Origin of the sequence: Streptomyces sp. NBC_00989 (assembly GCF_045162655.1) — a bacterium.
In the GTDB taxonomy this organism is placed as follows: Bacteria; Actinomycetota; Actinomycetes; order Streptomycetales; family Streptomycetaceae; genus Streptomyces.
Map to the genome: position 1 here is coordinate 8,757,364 of NZ_CP108728.1, position 19,043 is coordinate 8,776,406.

Below are 19,043 nucleotides of genomic sequence, written 5' to 3' on the forward strand. Positions count from 1 at the left end.
AGGACCCTCGCCATGCGCGCCACCACCATCCACGCCCCGTTCGACATGCGCGTGGAGGATGTGCCCGAGCCCATGCTGCAGCTGCCCACCGACGCGGTGGTCCGGGTGCTGCGCGCGTGCATCTGCGGCAGCGACCTGTGGGCGTACCGCGGCGAGTCGGCCCGGCAGCCGGGGCAGCGCATCGGGCACGAGTTCCTCGGGATCGTGGAGGAGGCCGGCTCCGAGGTGGCCGGCTTCAGGACCGGCGACCTCGTGGTCGCGCCCTTCGTGTGGTCCGACGGCGTCTGCGACTACTGCCGCGAGGGCCTCACCACCTCCTGCGTGCACGGCGGTTTCTGGGGCGCCGTGGGCTACGACGGCGGCCAGGGCGAGGCGGTGCGCGTGCCCTTCGCCGACGGCACCCTCGTACGGCTGCCGAAGGAGGCGGCCTCCGACGACCACCTGCTGTCCGCGCTGCTGACCCTGTCCGACGTCATGGGCACCGGCCACCACGCGGCCCTCGGCGCGGGCGTGCGCAAGGGCGCCACCGTCGCCGTCGTGGGCGACGGAGCGGTCGGCCTGTGCGCCGTGCTCGCCGCCAAGCGCCTCGGCGCCGAGCGGATCATCGCGCTCGGCCGTCACGAAACCCGTACGGACATCGCCCGCCGCTTCGGCGCCACCGACGTCGTCGCCGCACGCGGTGAGGACGCCGTCGCGGCCGTCCGCGAACTCACCCGCGGCCAGGGCGCACACGCCGTCGTCGAGGCCGTCGGCACCGAACAGTCCATGCGGACGGCCGTCGACATCGCGCGCGACGGCGGCGCGATCGGCTTCGTCGGCGTGCCGCACGGCAGCGGCACCGGCCTCGACCTCGGGATCATGTTCGACCGGAACATCGCGCTGCGCGGCGGGGTCGCGCCGGTCCGCACGTACATCCCGGAGCTGCTGCCCGACATCCTGGACGGCACCATCGACCCCTCGCCCGTCTTCGACCTGACGGTCGGCCTGGAGGGCGTGCCCGACGGCTACAAGGCGATGGACGAGCGCACGGCACTGAAGGTCATGGTCACCAACGGTTGATCAACTATTGATGGCAGGCGTCGACGGGTTGATCGGTCGACTGATTGATCGATTGGTTGATCAATGCCAGCGGATCGGCAGCGGCAACGCCGTCAGCAGTCCGGAGAGCATGACCACCACCCCCAGGGCGACGACCTCCGCCCGCGCGGGTGAGCAGGCGGTCAGCGGATCGGTGGCCCGCCGCAGCCGGTACCGCGCCCACAGCGCGAGTACGGCGACGGCGGTGACGAGGAGCACCTTGGCGAGCAGGGTGCGCCCGTACGCCGTCGTCGTCAGCTGGTCCAGGATCGTGCCGGCCGGCATCCGGCGCAGCGAACTCCACACGCCTGTGGCGGTGATCGCAGCGAGCAGTACGACCGCCACGCGCGCGTAGAGCCCCAACAACGCGGCCCCCGCCTCGGTGCCCCGCCACTGCCGCAGCGTCCGCAGCACGTGCAGCAGACCGCCCACCCACAGTGCCGCGCACGTCAGGTGCACGAGGGTCAGTTCGGAGCCGACCAGGGGACTGTGTTCGCCCGCCGGGTGCACACGCAGCGCCTCCGCGAGGACCACGGTGGCGAGGGGCCACAGCTGGAGGGCGGGTCTGCGTGACCGGGCGCACAGGGCCGCCACGGCGAACGCGTTGACCTCCAGGAGCGCCAACTTGCCGTCCCGGGACTGGTAGAGGCCGCCGACGTCGATCTGGGCGAGGCTGTGCGGCACCAGGTTGCCCGTCGCGACGACCGACGCGAGCCCCAGCGCGGCGACGAAACCGGCACCGGCCGCGTACGGGGCCCAGCTGCGGGGGCCGTCCGGGGGAGCGCCGGGCACGGTGCGCGCCAGCCGGTTCACGAACAGCTCGCCCAGGGGGACGCACAGCGCGCCGAACAACACCGCCCGCAGCAGCGCGATACCGCCGACACCGGGTGCGGCGGCCTCCCCGGTGTCGTGCAGCGCGGCGGACGGCCCGAGCAGCGGGATCAGCGCGGCGAGCACCACCAGGGCCAGTACGGCGACGGCGCGACGCGTACCGGGACGCTGCCCGGAACCGCTCGTGTCGGCCACTTCGACAGTCGGTCGTATCAAGGTCACCCCAAGATCTTCACCAGCCGTCACAGAACCGGGCAAGTGCAACAAAACGACTGACGGAACGGCCTTCCCCTCACAGGTACGTTTCCGGTCGGCCCCCGCATCAAGCCCAGCGGGCCGGGTCCGTGCCCCAACACCCCGGCGGACGCGCCCAGTTCGAGGGGCCACCGTCGAACGACACCGGTGACAGGGCATGCCGCAGCCGCCCGATACCGCTGTCTGTCTCGACGAGCCAGGCATCGGGCCGGTTGTACGCCGTCCCGCGCTTCTCGTCCGCGGTTCCGCCGAGCTCGTCCGCCGCTCGGCCTTGCCCGTTCGCTGTCCCGTCCCGCCCGTGTGCCGCAGGGCCGTTCCCATACGCCGTCGTGCCGTGCTCATACGTTGCCCGGCCTTGCGCGTGCGCCGTTCCGTCGCGACCCTGTGCCTCCGGTCCGCCGCTCGCATACGCGGACCCGCAGCGCTCGTCCGCCGTTCCGCCCTGCTCGCTGGTCGCCCGGAGCTGCCCCTGTGTCGCCGTGCCACGGACGAACGCCGTCCCGCCGTGTTCGTCCGTAACCTGGGTCCGCCGCCCGTGTGCTGTCCGGCCCCGCTCGCTCCCGCGTGCCGTTCCAGTCGCCGCCCTGCCGGGCACCGACCCTCCCCACTCATCCCCACCCGCCGTCAACCACGCCGCGGTCCGCGCGAGCGCCAGCCGCAGGGCGATGCCGCCGCCCTGTTCCGACTGCTCCGTCAGTGCCCGCAGCGCCGCGCCCGCCAGCAGATACCCGGTCCCGTGGTCGAGGGCCTGCGCGGGCAGCGCGCCGGGCTGTTCCGGTGCCCCCTCGGCCGCCGCGATGCCGGTGGCGACCTGCACCAGGCTGTCGAACCCGCGCCGGTCGCCCCACGGCCCGTACGCGCCCCACGCCGACAACTGCGCCACGATCAGCCCGGGTCGACGGTCGGCCAGCGCCTCGGGGGAGAGGCCGAACCGGTCCAGGGCGCCCGGCCGGTACCCGGTGACGACGACGTCCGCCCGCGCGAGCAGCTCCTCGAAGGTCCGCCGGTCGGCCGCCAGTCCGAGGTCCAGCCGCGTCGACCGCTTCCCCAAACCGGTGTCCGCGTGCGCGTCGGGATCCTCGGGCAACTGCGGGGCGTCCACGCGCAGCACGTCGCGCCCAGCAGGGCCAGCGTCCGTGTGGCGACCGGGCCCGCGATGACCCGGGTCAGGTCGAGCACGCGCAGCCCGGCGGCGGGCAGCAACGGGTCCCCGTCCAGCGGCGGAAGCGCACGCGCGCGTGCCGTGTCGAGCCGCTCGCGCTCGACGAGCGGTCGTCCGGCCACCGCGACCCCCTGCGCGTGCGCGGCCCACTCCTCCGCCGTCCGCAGCGCGACCGCGAGGCCCCCGGCGCCGTAGACCATGTCCTCGATCTCCAGGGCGGACCGCTCGGCGAGCGACGCGGCCACGTCCTCCACCGACGCGTCCCCCGGCAGCCTCAACGCGCCCAGCAGCCGCGCCCGGTGGTGCGGATAGTTCGCGTGGGTGCGGACCCAGCCGTCGGCCGTCCGCCAGAACCGTGACAGCGGCGCGAAACTGACCGGTGCCCGCCCGTCGATCAACAGATGCCGCTCGCTGACGAACGCCGTCGCGACGGCCCCGTCGTCCACCCGCACCGCGGGCACCTCCGCGAGGCCGGCCCGCCGTGCCCCCAACTCGGCGGCGGCCAGCGCGCACGCTCCCACGCAGGCGCGCGCCAACTCCCGTACGGGAAGCCGCGCTTCGAGCGCCCCCTGCCGCGTGACGGTCGAGACACGCGGGACCAGAGCGGGATCGCCACCCAGAGCAGCCCATGCCATCTTGATGCCAGTCATGATTGAACTATGCAGTATTGATTCAATCAATATAGAGAGGGGTGACCGTACTTACACGAACGGGCCGGGCGGAGATCCGCCCGGCCCGTGAAGCAGGTGAGGTGTCGGCTACTTCACCGCCCGTAGCGCGTTGACGATGCCGAACCCGTAGAAGCCGTTGACGCGCTTGCCGCCCACGCAGGTCGCGTCCACGACGCCGTCACCGTTGGTGTCGTACGGGTCGGTCGGGCAGCCCGGGTTGTCCGCCTCGGCCTTCAGCAGCGCCTGCAGCTGGGCCGGACCGGCGTACGGGTGCGTCGACTTGAGCAGCGCGGCCACGGCGGCGACGTGCGGGGTCGCCATCGAGGTGCCCTGGAGATAGCCGTACGTGTTGTTCGGCAGCGTGGACAGGATGCGGCCGTTCTTCGACGGGGTGTTCGGGATCTGCAGGGCGTCCCCGCCCGGCGCCGACACGTCGATCACGCCCTTGCCGTAGCTGGAGAAGTACGACTTGGCCTTCTTGACGCCGACGGAGCTCACCGTGACGACACCCGGCAACTGGGTAGGTACGTCGAAGCACTCGTGCGGGTCGACCGTCCGGGTCGTCGCCGTCGAGTCGTCGGGGCTGGAGTCGTCGACCAGGGCGTCGGAGTCGAGGTCGTCGTTGGAGTTGCCGGCCGCGGCGACGTTGAGCGTGCCCTTGCCCTGGGCGTACAGCTGGGCCCTGTTGACCGCATCGACGATGGCACGTTGATCGGGGTCGTCCATGCAGTTGTACAGCCAAGGATCAACGTAGTAGCTGTTGTTGGTGATCTCCACGCCGTGATCCGCGGCGAACACGAACGCGCAGACCACGCTCTCCGGGTAGAACAGCTGCGTCGAGTCCGGCTCGGCCACCGTGATCCCGGCGACCTTCACACCCGGCGCGACACCCGCCACACCGATGCCGTTGCGGGCGGCGGCGATCTCACCCGCGACATGCGTGCCGTGGTAGTGGGCGGAGTCCACGGGGCGCCAGGAGCCGTACGTCGTGTCCGCCTTGCCGCCCACGCAGTTGGCGGACTGCGAGGCGGAGAAGTTCGGGGCGATGTCCGGGTGGGTGTCGTCGACGCCGACGTCGATGACGGCGACCGTCACGCTCTTGCTGCCCGGGTTGATCTTCGCGGCCTTGTCGGCACCGATCGCGGGCAGGTCCCACTGGTCGGCCTCGAGGGGCTCGCTGTCACCGGCGGCCGCGGAGGCCTTCGCCGTCTTCGCGGCCTGGTCCTTGGAGAGGTACTGCACCGCGCCTTCGTCGGTCGTCGAGGCCAGGCTCAGCGGCGCCGTACGCGTGGCACCCGCCGACTGGACCCCACGCACCGCGCGGATCCGCGCACCGAAGTCGGGGTTCGCCGAGTGGACGACGATCACACCGATCTTCTCGTACGTCACCACGATGGTGCCGCCGGCCGCGTTGATCGCCTTCTTGACCGAGTTGATCGTGTGGTGGTCCAGCCGGGTGTTGACCACATACGCAAGGTTGGGCGCGTCAGCGGTCTGCGCGGTGGTCTCCGCGGCCGGGACCGCCGAGGCCGCCGACGGGAGGAAACCGAGCGAGGCGGTCAGCGACAGCACGACCGGCACGGCCAGGGCGAGCCGACGTCTGGGGCGCAGATGAGCCATGGGATCTCCACATCATCCGGAAACGGGACGGCCCGAGACGTGGTTGGCGTTCGGGCAGGTACATGACTAGTGGTGCAGACCTGAAGTTATCTCCCGTGGTGACTGGCCAGCAATGATTTCCCAAAGACGACTACCGAAAGAAGTCAAAGCAGTTGAACCGGTCGACGTGTCGCGCCGTGCCCTTGGGCAGGAAGCGCCAAGCCAGACCAGAACCCGCAGGTCCGTATCGCGAGGAGACACCGTGGCCACCGAGACACCACCCCCCTCGAAAGCCGAACACCAACTCCCCAGTACCGAGGAGTTCGAACAGGTCCAGGAGAGCGCGGAGTTCGCCGAACTGCGCCGCGCCCACCGCTCCTTCGCCTTCCCGCTGACCGTCGCCTTCATCGTCTGGTACCTGCTGTACGTGCTGCTGTGCAACTACGCGGACGACTTCATGGACACCAAGGTCGTCGGCAACGTCAACGTCGCCCTGGTCCTGGGCCTCGCCCAGTTCCTCACCACGTTCCTCATCGCCTGGTGGTACGCGCGCTACTCCGCCGCGAAGCTCGACCCCAAGGGTGAGGCCATCAAGTCCCGGATGGAGGGCGGCGCATGAGCCCCGCGATCACCCTGGCCGCAGGCGAGGCGAGCCAGCACCGGCCGCTGATCATCACCCTGTTCGCGATCTTCGTCGTCGCCACGCTCGTCATCACCGTATGGGCGGGCCGCCAGACCAAGAGCGCCGCCGACTTCTACGCGGGCGGCCGCCAGTTCACCGCCTTCCAGAACGGCCTCGCCGTCTCCGGCGACTACATGTCCGCCGCGTCCTTCCTCGGCATCGCGGGCGCCATCGCCCTCTTCGGCTACGACGGCTTCCTGTACTCCATCGGCTTCCTGGTCGCCTGGCTGGTCGCCCTGCTCCTGGTGGCCGAACCGCTGCGCAACTCGGGCCGCTACACCATGGGCGACGTCCTCGCGTACCGCATGCGTCAGCGCCCGGTCCGTACGGCGGCCGGCACCTCCACCATCGTGGTGTCGATCTTCTACCTGCTGGCCCAGATGGCCGGCGCGGGCGTCCTGGTCTCGCTGCTCCTCGGCATCACCACCGACGCGGGCAAGATCGGCATCGTCGCCCTGGTCGGCGTCCTGATGATCGTGTACGTCACCATCGGCGGCATGAAGGGCACCACCTGGGTCCAGATGGTCAAGGCCTGCCTGCTCATCGCCGGCGCCCTGCTGCTGACCTTCCTGGTGATGCTCAAGTTCAACTTCAACATCTCCGACCTGCTCGGCAAGGCCGCCGACAACAGCGGCAAGGGCTCCGCCTTCCTGGAGCCCGGCCTCAAGTACGGCGCCACCAGCACCACCAAGCTGGACTTCATCTCCCTGGGCATCGCCCTGGTCCTCGGCACCGCGGGCCTGCCGCACATCCTGATCCGCTTCTACACGGTGCCCACCGCCAAGGCCGCCCGTAAGTCGGTCATCTGGGCCATCGGCCTGATCGGCGCCTTCTACCTGATGACCCTGGCCCTCGGCTTCGGCGCCGCCGCACTGATCAAACCCGACGAGATCATCGCCTCCAACAAGGCGGGCAACACGGCGGCCCCACTCCTGGCGCTGCATCTGGGCGGAGTCGACTCCAACTGGGGTGCCATCCTCCTGGCCAGCATCTCGGCGGTCGCCTTCGCCACGATCCTCGCCGTCGTCGCCGGCCTGACGCTGGCCTCGTCCTCCTCGTTCGCCCACGACATCTACGCGAACGTCATCAAGCGGGGCCAGGCGACGGAGAAACAGGAGATGGCCGCCGCCCGCTACGCCACGATCGGCATCGGCGCCGTCTCCATCCTCCTCGGCGCCCTAGCCCGCGACCTGAACGTCGCCGGCCTGGTCGCCCTCGCCTTCGCGGTCGCCGCCTCCGCCAACCTCCCGACGATCCTCTACAGCCTCTTCTGGAAGCGGTTCACCACTTCAGGAGCCCTGTGGTCGATCTACGGCGGCCTGGTCACCGCCGTCGGCCTGGTGCTGTTCTCGCCGGTCGTCTCGGGCAAACCCACCTCGATGTTCCCCGACGTCGACTTCCACTGGTTCCCCCTGGAGAACCCCGGCATCATCTCGATCCCGGTCGGCTTCCTGCTGGGCTGGCTCGGCACGATCCTCTCCAAGGAGGAGCCGGACACCGGCAAGTACGCGGAGCTGGAGGTACGGTCCCTGACCGGCACCGGAGCGCACTGAGGCCCCACCAGGTCCCCCTGAGTCCCCCCACCCGGTCCCCCCACGTCGACGGCCGCGTCGTAGAACCCTACGACGCGGCCGTGTCGTACCTCGTGGGATCGGGCCGCTCTCGTTGTCAGAGGTGTCGCGTACGCTCGCAGGTGTCGGAAAACATGCGATCCGAATCGAGGGAGGGGGCCCACGTGCTCATCGACACCTATGGCCGAGTAGCCACCGACCTGCGGGTTTCGCTGACCGACCGGTGCAATCTCCGGTGTACGTACTGCATGCCCGAGGAAGGCCTGCAGTGGCTGGCGAAGCCCGATCTGCTCACGGACGACGAGATCGTCCGCCTGATCGACATCGCGGTCACCTCGCTCGGCATCGAGGAGGTCCGCTTCACCGGTGGCGAGCCCCTGCTGCGTCCCGGCCTGGTCGGCATCGTCGAGCGGGTCGCGGCGCTGGAGCCCCGCCCCCAGATGTCGCTGACCACCAACGGCATCGGCCTCAAGCGCACGGCGGCCGCCCTGAAGGCGGCGGGCCTGGACCGGGTCAACGTCTCCCTGGACACCCTGCGCCCCGACGTCTTCAAGACCCTCACCCGCCGAGACCGCCTCAAGGACGTCCTCGCGGGCCTGGAGGCCGCCCACGGCGCGGGCCTGACCCCGGTGAAGATCAACTCGGTGCTGATGCCGGGGCTCAACGCCGACGAGGCCCCGGACCTGCTGGCCTGGGCCGTGGAGCACGACTACGAACTGCGCTTCATCGAGCAGATGCCCCTGGACGCCCAGCACGGCTGGACCCGCGAGGGCATGGTCACCGCCGGCGACATCCTCGCCTCCCTCCGCACCCGCTTCGAGCTGGCCCCCGAAGGCTCCGGCGAGCGCGGCTCCGCCCCGGCCGAGCGCTGGGTCGTCGACGGCGGCCCGCACCGCGTGGGCGTCATCGCCTCGGTCACCCGCCCGTTCTGCGCGGCCTGCGACCGCACCCGCCTCACCGCCGACGGCCAGATACGCAACTGCCTGTTCGCCCGCGAGGAGACCAGCCTCCGCACCGCGCTCCGCTCGGACGCCCCGGACGAGGAGATCGCCCGCATCTGGCGCCAGGCGATGTGGGGCAAGAAGGCGGGCTCGGGCCTGGACGACCCCTCGTTCCTCCAGCCGGACCGGCCGATGTCGGCGATCGGCGGCTGAGCAGCCGTCGTAGGCGAACGGGCGCTACGGGATCTCCGGCTCTTCCCAGTCCTCGAACTTGACGACGTCCTTCAGGAACCCCCGCACACCGAGGAACTGGGACAGATGCTCGCGATGCTCCTCGCACGCGAGCCATGTCTTGCGGCGCTCCGGCGTATGGATCTTCGGGTTGTTCCACGCGAGCACCCACACGGCGTCGGCGCGGCAGCCCTTCGCGGAGCAGATCGGTGTCTCGTCACTCACGGGAACCCACGGAATTTCGTCTCACAGATGCGCTGAAAAGGCGACGCCGAGCAGCCACGGGGGGAGCTGCCCGGCGTCGGTCCGTCGCTCCGACGGGGGATGCGGAGCGCGTACGAAGTATGTCACGGGTGACCGCTCGCCCGGCACCGGAACAACATGATTGATCTGAGCTTTTCTTGAGCTTGGTGCGGAGCCGACTTCCGGTTGAAGGGCGTTCGCGATGGTCACGACCGGTCCTGCGGTTCGCCTCCCGCACGGGGTGCCGGCTCGGGCACGACGCCCTCCGGGACGGGTTCCGTGAAGGCCTCGTCGGAGCGCGGCGGTGTGATCATCGGCCGCAGCGGCGTGGTGACGAACGTGGACGGAAGCCCCGGCGCGTTCTCCCGCCCGGCGTTCGCGATCACGACGGCGACATAGGGGAGCAGCACACCGAGCACCAACGCGACGATCGCGACGTGCCGTTCGACGTTCCACAGCGCGCAGGCGAGGATCACCGACACCGTACGGATCGACATCGAGATGACGTACCGGCGCTGGCGGCCGCGGATGTCCTCCGCGAGTCCCGTCCGGGCTCCGGTGATCCGGAACACCTGGGCGTTGCCTTCGCCGTGCAGCTTCCGCATCACATTCCACCATCCGCCCGCATCGGACTCTCCCCGGCCCGTCACCCCCGTTCGCACCCGATCCGGGAACCGGGCCCCGACACGTCCCACGTTACGCCGCGCCTCCGTCGCCTTCGAGACCGGGGGACCTCCGGCCTGGGCGAACGAGCTGCGCCGTAGCGCGTATGGACGTACCCGACATGCGCCGTACGGCGACCGGACCCACACTTGGCGTAATGCTCACGTAGAGCCGTACAAGGAGGCAGCCATGGGCTGGTTGTGGGCGATCATCGTGGGATTCGTGCTGGGTCTGATCGCGAAGGCGATCATCCCGGGCAAGCAGCACAGTCCTCTCTGGCTGACCACCATCTGCGGCATTCTCGGCGCCATCGTGGGCAACGCGATCGCCCGAGCGGCCGGCGTCGACGCGACCAGCGGCATCGACTGGAGCCGCCACGCGTTCCAGCTCGTCGCCGCGGTCATCATCGTCTTCGTGGTCGACATGGCGTACATGGCGACCATCGGCAAGAACAAACAGAGAGCCTGACAGTCGTACGACGAGGGGGCGGTTTCCCGAACCGGGAGACCGCCCCCTCGTCATGCGCTCAAGCACTCACACGCCCGTGACCTCCACGGCGGCCAGGTTCTTCTTGCCCCGGCGCAGCACCAGCCACCGCCCGTGCAGCAGATCTTCCTTCGCCGGCACGGCATCCTCCGCGGCGACCTTCACGTTGTTCACGTAGGCCCCGCCCTCCTTCACCGTGCGGCGAGCCGCGGACTTGCTCGCCACCAGGCCGACCTCGGCGAACAGGTCGACGACCAGGCCGAGTTCGGCGACCTGGATGTGCGGTACCTCGGAGAGGGACGCGGCCAGCGTCCGCTCGTCGAGCTCCGCCAGCTCGCCCTGCCCGAAGAGGGCCTTGGACGCTGCGGTCACGGCGGCCGTCTGCTCGGCGCCGTGCACCAGCGTCGTCAGCTCCTCGGCGAGCGCGCGCTGCGCGGCACGGGCCTGGGGGCGCTCCTCGGTCTGCTTCTCCAACTCCTCAAGCTCCGCGCGGGACTTGAAGGACAGCATGCGCGCGTACGTGGAGATGTCCCGGTCGTCCGTGTTCAGCCAGAACTGGTAGAACGCGTACGGCGTGGTCATCTCCGGGTCGAGCCAGATGGCGGTGCCCTCGGACTTGCTGAACTTCGTGCCGTCGGCCTTGGTCATCAGCGGTGTGCCGTAGGCGTGCACCGTGGCGTCCGGCTCCAGGCGGTGGATCAGGTCCAGGCCCGCCGTGAGGTTGCCCCACTGGTCGCTGCCGCCCTGCTGGAGCGTGCAGCCGTACCTCCGGTAGAGCTGGAGGAAGTCCATGCCCTGGAGGATCTGGTAGCTGAACTCCGTGTAGCTGATGCCCTGTTCGGAGTCCAGACGCTTGGCGACCGAGTCCTTCGCCAGCATCTTGTTGACGCGGAAGTGCTTGCCGATGTCGCGCAGGAACTCGATCGCGGAGAGGTTCGCCGTCCAGTCGAGGTTGTTGACCATGACCGCCGCGTTCTCGCCCTCGAAGGACAGGAACGGCTCGATCTGACGGCGCAGCTTCTGGACCCAGCCGGCGACCGTCTCCGGGTCGTTCAGCGTGCGCTCCGCCGTCGGGCGCGGGTCGCCGATCTGGCCCGTGGCCCCGCCGACCAGCGCCAGCGGCCGGTGGCCGACCTGCTGGAGCCGGCGCACGGTGAGCACCTGCACCAGGTGACCGAGGTGGAGCGACGGCGCCGTCGGGTCGAAGCCGCAATAGAACGTGACGGGACCGTCCGCGAGCGCCTTGCGCAAAGCATCTTCGTCAGTGGACAGGGCGAACAGGCCCCGCCACTTCAGCTCGTCGACGATGTCCGTCACGGTTCTCGTATCTCCTTGGGATGGTCTCGTGGATCAGGTACGAGGTTATACGCCCTGACTGACAGAGCTCATATTGAAGTCCGGCACCCGCAGCGCGGGCATCGCGGCCCTGGTGAACCAGTCGCTCCATTCCCGCGGCAGCGTCTTCTCCGTCCGCCCCGCCTCGGTCGCCCGCCCCAGCAGATCCACCGGCGACTCGTTGAACCGGAAGTTGTTCACCTCGCCCGCCACCTCGCCGTTCTCGACGAGGTAGACGCCGTCCCGGGTCAGCCCGGTGAGCAGCAGCGTCGCCGGGTCGACCTCGCGGATGTACCAGAGGCAGGTCAGCAGCAGCCCGCGCGTGGTGTTCGCGACCATCTCCTCAAGGGAGCGGTCATCGCCCCCGCTCAGGATGAGGTTGTCGATCGACGGCGCGACCGGCAGCCCGGTCAGGCCCGCGCTGTGCCGGCTGGTCAGCAGGTGCTGCAGCTCGCCCTCGCGCACCCAGTCGGTGGCGGTCAGCGGCAGCCCGTTGTCGAACACCGACTGGTCGCCCCCGGAGGTGTGCGCGAGCACGAACGGGGCGGATTCCAGGCCCGGTTCGTTCGGGTCGCTGCGCAGCGACAGCGGCAGTTCGGTGAGCTTCTCGCCGACGCGGGTGCCGCCGCCGGGCTTGGAGAACACCGTGCGGCCCTCGACCGCGTCCCGGCCCGACGCCGACCACATCTGGTAGATCAGCAGGTCCGCGACCGCGGTCGGCGGCAGCAGCGTCTCGTAGCGGCCCGCGGGCAGCGGGATCTTCCGCTCCGCCCAGCCCAGCCGTACGGCCAACTCGGCGTCCAGGGCTGCCGGGTCGACGTCCTTGAAGTCCCGCGTCGAGCGGCCGGCCCACGCCGAGCGCGTACGGTCCGGGGACTTGGCGTTCAGCTCCAGCGTGCCGTTGGGCTGGTCGTGGCGCAGGCGCAGCCCCGTCGACGTACCCAGGTAGCTGGTGACCAGCTCGTGGTTGGCGAAGCCGTACAGCTCGCGACCGCCCGCACGCGCGCGTGCGAACGATTCGCCGAGCGCCGGGGCGAAGTCGGCGAACACGGAGGACGAGGTCTCGGCGGGCGCGTCCGTGAAGTCGGGCGACTGCGGTACGCCCGTGACCAGAGGCTGCGCGTCCTCGGCGGCCTCGGCACCGCGCGCGGCGGCCTCGGCGGCCCGCACCAGCGGCTCCAGTTCCTCCGGGGTGACGGCGGACCGGGACACGACCCCCGAGGCCGTGCCTTCCTTGCCGTCGACGGTCGCGATGACGGTGAGCGTGCGCCCGCGCGTGACACCGTTCGTGGTCAGCGCGTTGCCCGCCCAGCGGAGGTTGGCGGTCGACTGCTCGTCGGCGATGACGACACAGCCGTCGGCCCGCGACAGTTCGAGGGCGCGCTCGACGATCTCGTGCGGCTTGTTCGTACGAGGACTCATCGACCGGCCTCCTGCGTGGTGTTGAGGATGTTGACGCCCGTGAACAGGGCCGACGGGCAGCCGTGCGACACCGCGGCGACCTGGCCCGGCTGGGCCTTGCCGCAGTTGAAGGCGCCGCCCAGGACGTACGTCTGCGGACCGCCGACGGCCGCCATGGACCCCCAGAAGTCGGTGGTCGTCGCCTGGTACGCGACGTCCCGCAGCTGTCCGGTGATCCGCCCGTTCTCGATCTTGAAGAACCGTTGCCCGGTGAACTGGAAGTTGTAGCGCTGCATGTCGATCGACCACGACCGGTCGCCCACCACGTAGATCCCGCGGTCGACCCCGCCGATCAGATCCTCCGTGGACAGCCCCGCCGGGTCCGGCTGCAACGACACGTTGGCCATGCGCTGCACCGGCACATGGCCGGGGGAGTCGGCGTACGCGCAGCCATTCGAGCGGTCGAAGCCGGTCAACTTGGCGATACGGCGGTCGAGTTGGTAGCCGACCAGGGTGCCGTCCCTGACGAGGTCCCAGGACTGGCCCTCGACGCCCTCGTCGTCGTAGCCGATGGTCGCGAGGCCGTGTTCGGCGGTGCGGTCGCCGGTGACGTTCATGCGCTCGGAGCCGTACTTCAGTTTGTTGAGCTTGTCGAAGGTGGCGAAGGACGTGCCGGCGTAGGCGGCCTCGTAGCCGAGCGCGCGGTCCAGTTCGGTCGCGTGGCCGATGGACTCGTGGATCGTCAGCCACAGGTTGGACGGGTCGACGACGAGGTCGTACAGGCCCGCCTCGACGCTCGGCGCCCGCATCTTCTCCGCGAGCAGCTCGGGGATCCGCGCCAGCTCCTCGTCCCAGTCCCAGCCGGTACCCGTCAGGTACTCCCAACCCCGGCCCACGGGCGGCGCGATGGTCCGCATGGAGTCGAACTCACCGCTCGACTCGTCGACCGACACCGCGTTCAGCTGCGGATGCAGCCGGACGCGCTGCTGCGTCGTCACGGTCCCGGCGGTGTCGGCGTAGAACTTGTTCTCGTGCACGGTGAGCAGCGACGCGTCCACGTGGTTGACGCCGTCCGCCGCGAGCAGCCGGGCGCTCCAGTCCGCCAGCAGCCCCGCCTTCTCCTCGTCGGGCACCGAGAACGGATCGATCTCGTACGACGAGATCCACGTCCGCTCCTCGTGCACGGGCTCGGCGGCCAACTCGACGCGTTCGTCCGACCCGGCCGCCTTGATCACCTGCGCGGAGAGCTTCGCCATCGCCACCGCCTGCGAGGCGACCTTGGCGGCGGCGTCCAGGCTCAGGTCCACGCCCGAAGCGAACCCCCAGGTGCCGCCGTGCACGACCCGCACCGCGTACCCGAGGTCGGTGGTGTCCGACGTACCCGCGGGCCGGGCGTCCCGCAGCCGCCAGGACGCGCTGCGCACCCGCTCGAACCGGAAGTCCGCGTGCTCGGCACCGAGCGCACGCGCGCGTGCCAGCGCCGCGTCGGCCAGGGCCCGTAGCGGAAGTGCCGTGAAGGCTTCGTCGATGGAATGGGGCACGGAGGTCTCCCTGCTGTCGTGGCCTGTCGGGTCCGATCATGTCGCGCGAGCGGGTGCGGGGACCACACGTTTCCGCGCTGCGTCGGCACTTTCTGTAGGGACCCGACAGCGAGTCCCGTAAGCCACTGTCGGTGCCCGATTGTCCGCCGGACGGAGCGGACCGATAGGTTTTCGATAAAGCCGCCCGTCAACCAGGTGTATCTGACAGGCGTGCAGGACCGCTATCGAAAGGGTGATCCGTTGAGCCGCTCGGTTCTCGTCACCGGAGGCAACCGGGGCATCGGCCTCGCCATCGCCCGCGCATTCGCCGACGCCGGCGACAAGGTCGCCATCACGTACCGCTCGGGTGAGCCGCCGGCTGGCTTCCTGGCCGTCAAGTGCGACATCACCGACCCCGAGCAGGTGGAGCAGGCCTACAAGGAGATCGAGGCCGAGCACGGCCCGGTCGAGGTCCTGATCGCCAACGCCGGCGTCACCAAGGACCAGCTCCTCATGCGCATGACCGAGGAGGACTTCACCTCGGTCATCGACACCAACCTCACCGGCACCTTCCGCGTCGTCAAGCGCGCCAACCGCGCGATGCTGCGCGCCAAGAAGGGCCGCGTCGTCCTCATCTCGTCGGTCGTCGGCCTGATGGGCGGCCCCGGCCAGTCGAACTACGCCGCCTCCAAGGCCGCCCTGGTCGGCTTCGCGCGCTCCCTCGCCCGTGAGCTGGGTTCGCGCAACATCACCTTCAACGTCGTCGCGCCCGGCTTCGTCGACACCGACATGACCAAGGCGCTCACCGACGAGCAGCGCGAGAACATCATGAAGCAGGTGCCGCTCGGCCGTTACGCGCAGCCCGAGGAGGTCGCCGCGACGGTGCGGTTCCTCGCCTCGGACGACGCCTCGTACATCACTGGAGCCGTCATCCCCGTAGACGGCGGACTGGGAATGGGTCACTGATCACCATGAGCGGAATTCTCGAGGGCAAGCGCGTCCTGATCTCCGGTGTGCTGCTGGAGTCCTCCATCGCCTTCCACGCCGCCAAGCAGGCCCAGGAGCAGGGCGCCGAGATCATCCTGACCGCGTTCCCGCGGCCCACGCTGACCGAGCGCATCGCCAAGAAGCTCCCCAAGCCCACCAAGGTCATCGAGCTCGACGTCACCAACGACGAGCACCTGGCGCGCCTCGCCGACGTCGTGGGCGAGGAACTGGGCAGTCTCGACGGTGTCGTGCACTCCATCGGCTTCGCGCCGCCGGACGCGCTCGGCGGCAACTTCCTCAACACGCCGTTCGCGTCGGTCGCCACGGCGATGCACGTCTCCGCGTTCTCCCTGAAGTCGCTGACCACGGCCTGCCTGCCGCTGATGCAGAACGGCGGCTCCGTCGTCGGCCTCACCTTCGACGCGTCCTTCGCGTGGCCGCAGTACGACTGGATGGGCCCGGCCAAGGCCGCCCTGGAGGCCACCAGCCGCTACCTCGCCCGCGACCTGGGCAAGCAGAACATCCGCTGCAACCTCGTCTCCGCGGGCCCGCTCGGCTCGATGGCCGCCAAGTCCATCCCGGGCTTCAGCGAGCTGGCCTCCGTGTGGGACAACCGCTCCCCCCTGGAGTGGGACCTCAACGACCCGGAGCCGGCCGGCAAGGCCATCGTCGCCCTGCTGAGCGACTGGTTCCCGAAGACCACCGGCGAGATCGTCCACGTCGACGGCGGCCTGCACGCCATCGGCGCCTGACCTCCCGGCCCGGCCTCTCCTACGGCGTCGACGCCCCGTTTCCCGCACCGCGCGGGGAGCGGGGTGTCACCCGTTCGGCCCCTCCGGCCGGGCGGGGGCAGGCCACAACTGCGCACTCTTGATTACGCGTTCACCACGCGATTCCCTCCCCAGCACTGCCGAGGAGGTTCCCCTTGTGCGCCTGTCCCGCAGCCTGGCCCCAGTGACCGTCGCCATCGCGCTCGTCATCTCCCTGGCGTACGAGGCGATGCCCCACGCACGCGTGGAGGCCCGAAAACCGGCCCCATCCCAGCTGTTCGGCGCCGACTGCCGCACCGCCGTCCACGGCTCGCACGTGATCGCGTACTGCCACAACCCGTACCCCCGGACCGACCGCGTCAGCCTGCACATCGAGTGCGACCGCTGGTGGGACATCGACAGCGACGGCATTGCGACCGACGCGGGACCGGCGCAGACCGTACGGCTCACCGGCCGCTGCTGGGAGGACGTCCGCGCGGTGTGGGTCAGCCACCAGAAGCGGGCGAGCTGAGCCTCCCCGGGCGGCACACGAACGGATAGCCCGCGGCCTCCTCGGCGGCCGCCTGCGCGTCACCCGTGCGGATCGCGTCCACCAGCCGCGTGTGGTCCATGTACGTCTCCGGAGTCAGCGCCTCGCCGACGTCCGCGCGCAGCCACTCCCGCAGCACCTCGCCCAGGTCGGCGTACATCGCCGTCATGACGTCGTTGTGGGAGGCCGCCACCACGGCCATGTGCAGGGTCGCGTCGGCCGTCACGAAGGCCTCCGTGTCGCCCGATGCCCAGGCCTCCTCCCGTCGTACGAGGAGGGTGTCCAGCTGCTTGAGGTCCTTCTCGGTGCGCCGCTCGGCCGCCAGCTGCGCCGCCGACGACTCCAGCGTGGAGCGCAGTTCGGCGATGTGCCGGGGGTCGGCGTCCGCGAAGCGGCGGTGCATCACGCCGGCCAGCTCGCTCGTCGCCACGACGTACGTGCCGGAGCCCTGGCGGATGTCCAGCAGGCCGTTGTGTGCGAGCGCGCGGACGGCCTCGCGGACCGTGTTGCGGGCGACCCCGAGCTGCTCGACCAGCTCCGGCTCGGTCGGGATCCGGGAGCCGACCGGCCACTCGCCCGAGGTGATCTGGTTCCGCAGTGAGGCGATGACCTGCTCGGACAGCGCCGAACGACGGGGATGGCTCAGGGGCATGGCACACCTTCGCATGTGCGGGGCGGGAGCGGGCCACCCGGGGATGGACAACCAATCATCCCATGATTCTATGATGGGCAGCATGGCAAGCGAGGAAACCCGGACAGTGAAGTCCACGACGAACGTCAGCAGCTCCGCCGCGAGCGACTCCCCGGCGCCGACAGGGAAGCAGACCGGGAAAGCGGCCACGCACGCGTGGACGACGCGTCTCCTCGTCGTCGGCATCGTGCTGGCCGCGCTGAACCTCCGCCCCGCCATCACCAGCCTCGGCGCCCTCCTCGAAGAGGTCCGCGACGGGCTCGGCATGAGCGGCAGCGTCGCCGGACTGCTCACCTCCGTACCCCCGCTCTGCTTCGCCGTCTTCGGCGTCATGGCCCCGCGCCTCGCCCGCCGCTTCGGCCCGGCCGCGGTGGTCTGCGCGGGCATGGTCCTCATCACCGCGGGCCTGCTCATACGGCCCTACATAGGCGGTACGGCCGGCTTCCTCGTCGGCAGCGCCCTCGCGCTCATGGGCATCGCGGTCAGCAACGTCCTGATGCCGGTGATCGTCAAGCGCTGGTTCCCGGACCGGGTCGGCTCGATGACCGGCCTCTACTCGATGGCCCTGGCCCTCGGCACCTCCGCCGCGGCCGCGGTCACCGTGCCCATGACCGATGCCCTGGGCGGCAGTTGGCGCTCCGGCCTGGCCGTGTGGGCAGCGCTGGCCGCCGCCGCCGTACTGCCCTGGATCGCTCTCGTACGACACCGGGAGGCACCCTCCGGACCGGAGGCGTCCGGGGTGCGGCGCCCCCGCGCGCGGGAGGCCGGGTCGACGCAGCCGGTGCTGCGGATCACCCGTAGCCGTACCGCATGGGCGCTCGCCGTGTTCTTCGGGCTCCAGGCCACCGCCGCGTACATCACGATGGGGTGGATGGCGCAGATCTTCCGGGACTCGGGGGTCTCCGCGGGCACCGCCGGGCTGCTGCTGGCCGTCACCATGGTGATGGGCGTACCCCTGGCCTTCGTCATCCCGCGCCTGGCCACCCGGCTGCCCCGGCAGGGCCCGATCGTGATCGCGCTCGGCGTCTGCGGCCTCGCCGGATACGCGGGCCTGTACCTCGCGCCGGCCGGCGGCGCCTGGGCCTGGGCCGTGCTGCTCGGCATCGCCAACTGCTCGTTCCCGCTGGCCCTGACGATGGTCGGGATGCGGGCCAGGACCGGTGCGGGCGTCGCCCAGTTGTCGGCCTTCGCGCAGAGCACCGGGTATCTGATCTCCATCCCGGGGCCGCTCCTGGTCGGCGTGCTCTACCAGCACAGCGGCGGCTGGGGACTGCCGATCGCCCTCATGGCCGGCCTCATGGTCCCGCAGATGGCCGTGGGCGTCCTCGCGGGCCGCAACCGTACGGTCGAGGACGAGGCGGCCCGCTGACCCGGCCCCGGGGGACGTGGCGCGGGCGG

General features: G+C 70.4%; 17 protein-coding genes and 1 pseudogene. 9 read left to right on the forward strand and 9 right to left on the reverse strand.

The window, feature by feature from the left end:
• Positions 1-12 precede the first annotated feature (12 nt).
• Complete coding sequence (locus tag OG714_RS39325) at positions 13-1,059, forward strand: zinc-dependent alcohol dehydrogenase family protein (RefSeq protein WP_406128279.1); 1,047 nt, start codon at positions 13-15, stop codon at positions 1,057-1,059.
• Between the two features lie 60 nt (positions 1,060-1,119).
• On the opposite strand, the gene OG714_RS39330 is transcribed toward OG714_RS39325, so the two are convergent.
• From OG714_RS39330 to OG714_RS39340, 3 genes and pseudogenes are all read right to left on the reverse strand, one after another.
• Positions 1,120-2,130 carry a copper resistance D family protein gene (locus OG714_RS39330; RefSeq protein WP_406128280.1) on the reverse strand — a complete coding sequence of 337 codons (1,011 nt, stop codon included), beginning with the start codon at positions 2,128-2,130 and terminating at the stop codon, positions 1,120-1,122.
• A gap of 649 nt (positions 2,131-2,779) precedes the next feature.
• Positions 2,780-3,975, reverse strand: a pseudogene (locus OG714_RS39335) (CoA transferase); the annotation flags it as partial.
• Between the two features lie 108 nt (positions 3,976-4,083).
• Positions 4,084-5,616 carry a S8 family serine peptidase gene (locus OG714_RS39340; protein ID WP_406128282.1) on the reverse strand — a complete coding sequence of 511 codons (1,533 nt, stop codon included), beginning with the start codon at positions 5,614-5,616 and terminating at the stop codon, positions 4,084-4,086.
• A gap of 241 nt (positions 5,617-5,857) precedes the next feature.
• Here OG714_RS39340 and OG714_RS39345 point away from each other — a divergent pair, with 241 nt between their 5' ends.
• The 3 genes from OG714_RS39345 (at position 5,858) to moaA (ending at position 9,002) form a co-directional block, all read left to right on the forward strand.
• Entirely contained in the window at positions 5,858-6,214 is a 357-nt protein-coding gene (locus OG714_RS39345; protein ID WP_406128284.1) for a DUF485 domain-containing protein, read from the forward strand.
• Positions 6,211-7,830 carry a cation acetate symporter gene (locus OG714_RS39350; RefSeq protein ID WP_406128285.1) on the forward strand — a complete coding sequence of 540 codons (1,620 nt, stop codon included), beginning with the start codon at positions 6,211-6,213 and terminating at the stop codon, positions 7,828-7,830. Before OG714_RS39345 ends, OG714_RS39350 begins: the two co-directional genes overlap by 4 nt.
• A 182-nt stretch (positions 7,831-8,012) precedes the next feature.
• On the forward strand, positions 8,013-9,002 hold the full coding sequence (gene moaA, locus OG714_RS39355; protein ID WP_406132106.1) for a GTP 3',8-cyclase MoaA: 990 nt from the start codon (positions 8,013-8,015) through the stop codon (positions 9,000-9,002).
• Between the two features lie 24 nt (positions 9,003-9,026).
• Here moaA and OG714_RS39360 read toward each other — a convergent pair whose 3' ends face one another.
• Both OG714_RS39360 and OG714_RS39365 read right to left on the reverse strand, forming a co-directional pair.
• Positions 9,027-9,245: a hypothetical protein gene (locus OG714_RS39360; RefSeq protein ID WP_327405070.1), complete on the reverse strand. Its 219-nt coding sequence runs from the start codon at positions 9,243-9,245 to the stop codon at positions 9,027-9,029.
• A 224-nt stretch (positions 9,246-9,469) separates the two neighbouring features.
• Complete coding sequence (locus OG714_RS39365; protein WP_406128287.1) at positions 9,470-9,868, reverse strand: DUF3099 domain-containing protein; 399 nt, start codon at positions 9,866-9,868, stop codon at positions 9,470-9,472.
• Between the two features lie 247 nt (positions 9,869-10,115).
• Between OG714_RS39365 and OG714_RS39370 the strand changes: the two genes are divergently transcribed.
• Positions 10,116-10,394, forward strand: a complete 279-nt coding sequence (locus tag OG714_RS39370; protein WP_019060682.1) for a GlsB/YeaQ/YmgE family stress response membrane protein — start codon at positions 10,116-10,118, stop codon at positions 10,392-10,394.
• Between the two features lie 66 nt (positions 10,395-10,460).
• Here the strand turns inward: OG714_RS39370 and tyrS are convergent, their stop codons facing one another.
• The 3 genes from tyrS to OG714_RS39385 are packed head-to-tail and all read right to left on the reverse strand — an operon-like array spanning position 10,461 to position 14,689.
• Positions 10,461-11,729 carry a tyrosine--tRNA ligase gene (tyrS, locus tag OG714_RS39375; protein WP_406128289.1) on the reverse strand — a complete coding sequence of 423 codons (1,269 nt, stop codon included), beginning with the start codon at positions 11,727-11,729 and terminating at the stop codon, positions 10,461-10,463.
• A gap of 45 nt (positions 11,730-11,774) precedes the next feature.
• Positions 11,775-13,169, reverse strand: a complete 1,395-nt coding sequence (locus OG714_RS39380; RefSeq protein ID WP_406128291.1) for a metallopeptidase TldD-related protein — start codon at positions 13,167-13,169, stop codon at positions 11,775-11,777.
• A complete protein-coding gene (locus OG714_RS39385; RefSeq protein WP_406128293.1) occupies positions 13,166-14,689 on the reverse strand; it encodes a TldD/PmbA family protein in 1,524 nt (507 codons plus the stop codon). Before OG714_RS39385 ends, OG714_RS39380 begins: the two co-directional genes overlap by 4 nt.
• Positions 14,690-14,929: 240 nt before the next feature.
• Here OG714_RS39385 and fabG point away from each other — a divergent pair, with 240 nt between their 5' ends.
• The 3 genes from fabG to OG714_RS39400 all read left to right on the forward strand — a co-directional run bounded on the left by fabG (position 14,930) and on the right by OG714_RS39400 (position 16,936).
• Positions 14,930-15,634, forward strand: a complete 705-nt coding sequence (gene fabG / locus OG714_RS39390) for a 3-oxoacyl-[acyl-carrier-protein] reductase (protein WP_406128295.1) — start codon at positions 14,930-14,932, stop codon at positions 15,632-15,634.
• Positions 15,635-15,639: 5 nt separating this feature from the next.
• The gene (gene fabI, locus OG714_RS39395; protein WP_406128296.1) at positions 15,640-16,407 is read left to right on the forward strand and encodes an enoyl-ACP reductase FabI; all 768 of its coding nucleotides are present in this window, start codon (positions 15,640-15,642) and stop codon (positions 16,405-16,407) included.
• A gap of 175 nt (positions 16,408-16,582) precedes the next feature.
• On the forward strand, positions 16,583-16,936 hold the full coding sequence (locus OG714_RS39400) for a hypothetical protein (protein ID WP_406128298.1): 354 nt from the start codon (positions 16,583-16,585) through the stop codon (positions 16,934-16,936).
• On the opposite strand, the gene OG714_RS39405 is transcribed toward OG714_RS39400, so the two are convergent.
• Positions 16,911-17,606: a FadR/GntR family transcriptional regulator gene (locus tag OG714_RS39405; protein WP_406128300.1), complete on the reverse strand. Its 696-nt coding sequence runs from the start codon at positions 17,604-17,606 to the stop codon at positions 16,911-16,913. The genes OG714_RS39400 and OG714_RS39405 overlap by 26 nt on opposite strands.
• Before the next feature lie 82 nt (positions 17,607-17,688).
• Between OG714_RS39405 and OG714_RS39410 the strand changes: the two genes are divergently transcribed.
• Entirely contained in the window at positions 17,689-19,014 is a 1,326-nt protein-coding gene (locus OG714_RS39410) for a CynX/NimT family MFS transporter (RefSeq protein WP_406128301.1), read from the forward strand.
• Positions 19,015-19,043: the final 29 nt, after the last annotated feature.

Coding starts and splice junctions, on each gene's coding strand:
- fabI (WP_406128296.1), top strand. CDS start 15,640: ATGAGCGGAATTCTCGAGGGCAAGCGCGTCCTGATCTCCGGTGTGCTG.
- OG714_RS39410 (WP_406128301.1), top strand. CDS start 17,689: ATGGCAAGCGAGGAAACCCGGACAGTGAAGTCCACGACGAACGTCAGC.
- OG714_RS39405 (WP_406128300.1), bottom strand. CDS start 17,606: ATGCCCCTGAGCCATCCCCGTCGTTCGGCGCTGTCCGAGCAGGTCATC.
- OG714_RS39365 (WP_406128287.1), bottom strand. CDS start 9,868: ATGCGGAAGCTGCACGGCGAAGGCAACGCCCAGGTGTTCCGGATCACC.
- OG714_RS39370 (WP_019060682.1), top strand. CDS start 10,116: ATGGGCTGGTTGTGGGCGATCATCGTGGGATTCGTGCTGGGTCTGATC.
- OG714_RS39325 (WP_406128279.1), top strand. CDS start 13: ATGCGCGCCACCACCATCCACGCCCCGTTCGACATGCGCGTGGAGGAT.
- OG714_RS39350 (WP_406128285.1), top strand. CDS start 6,211: ATGAGCCCCGCGATCACCCTGGCCGCAGGCGAGGCGAGCCAGCACCGG.
- OG714_RS39380 (WP_406128291.1), bottom strand. CDS start 13,169: ATGAGTCCTCGTACGAACAAGCCGCACGAGATCGTCGAGCGCGCCCTC.
- OG714_RS39340 (WP_406128282.1), bottom strand. CDS start 5,616: ATGGCTCATCTGCGCCCCAGACGTCGGCTCGCCCTGGCCGTGCCGGTC.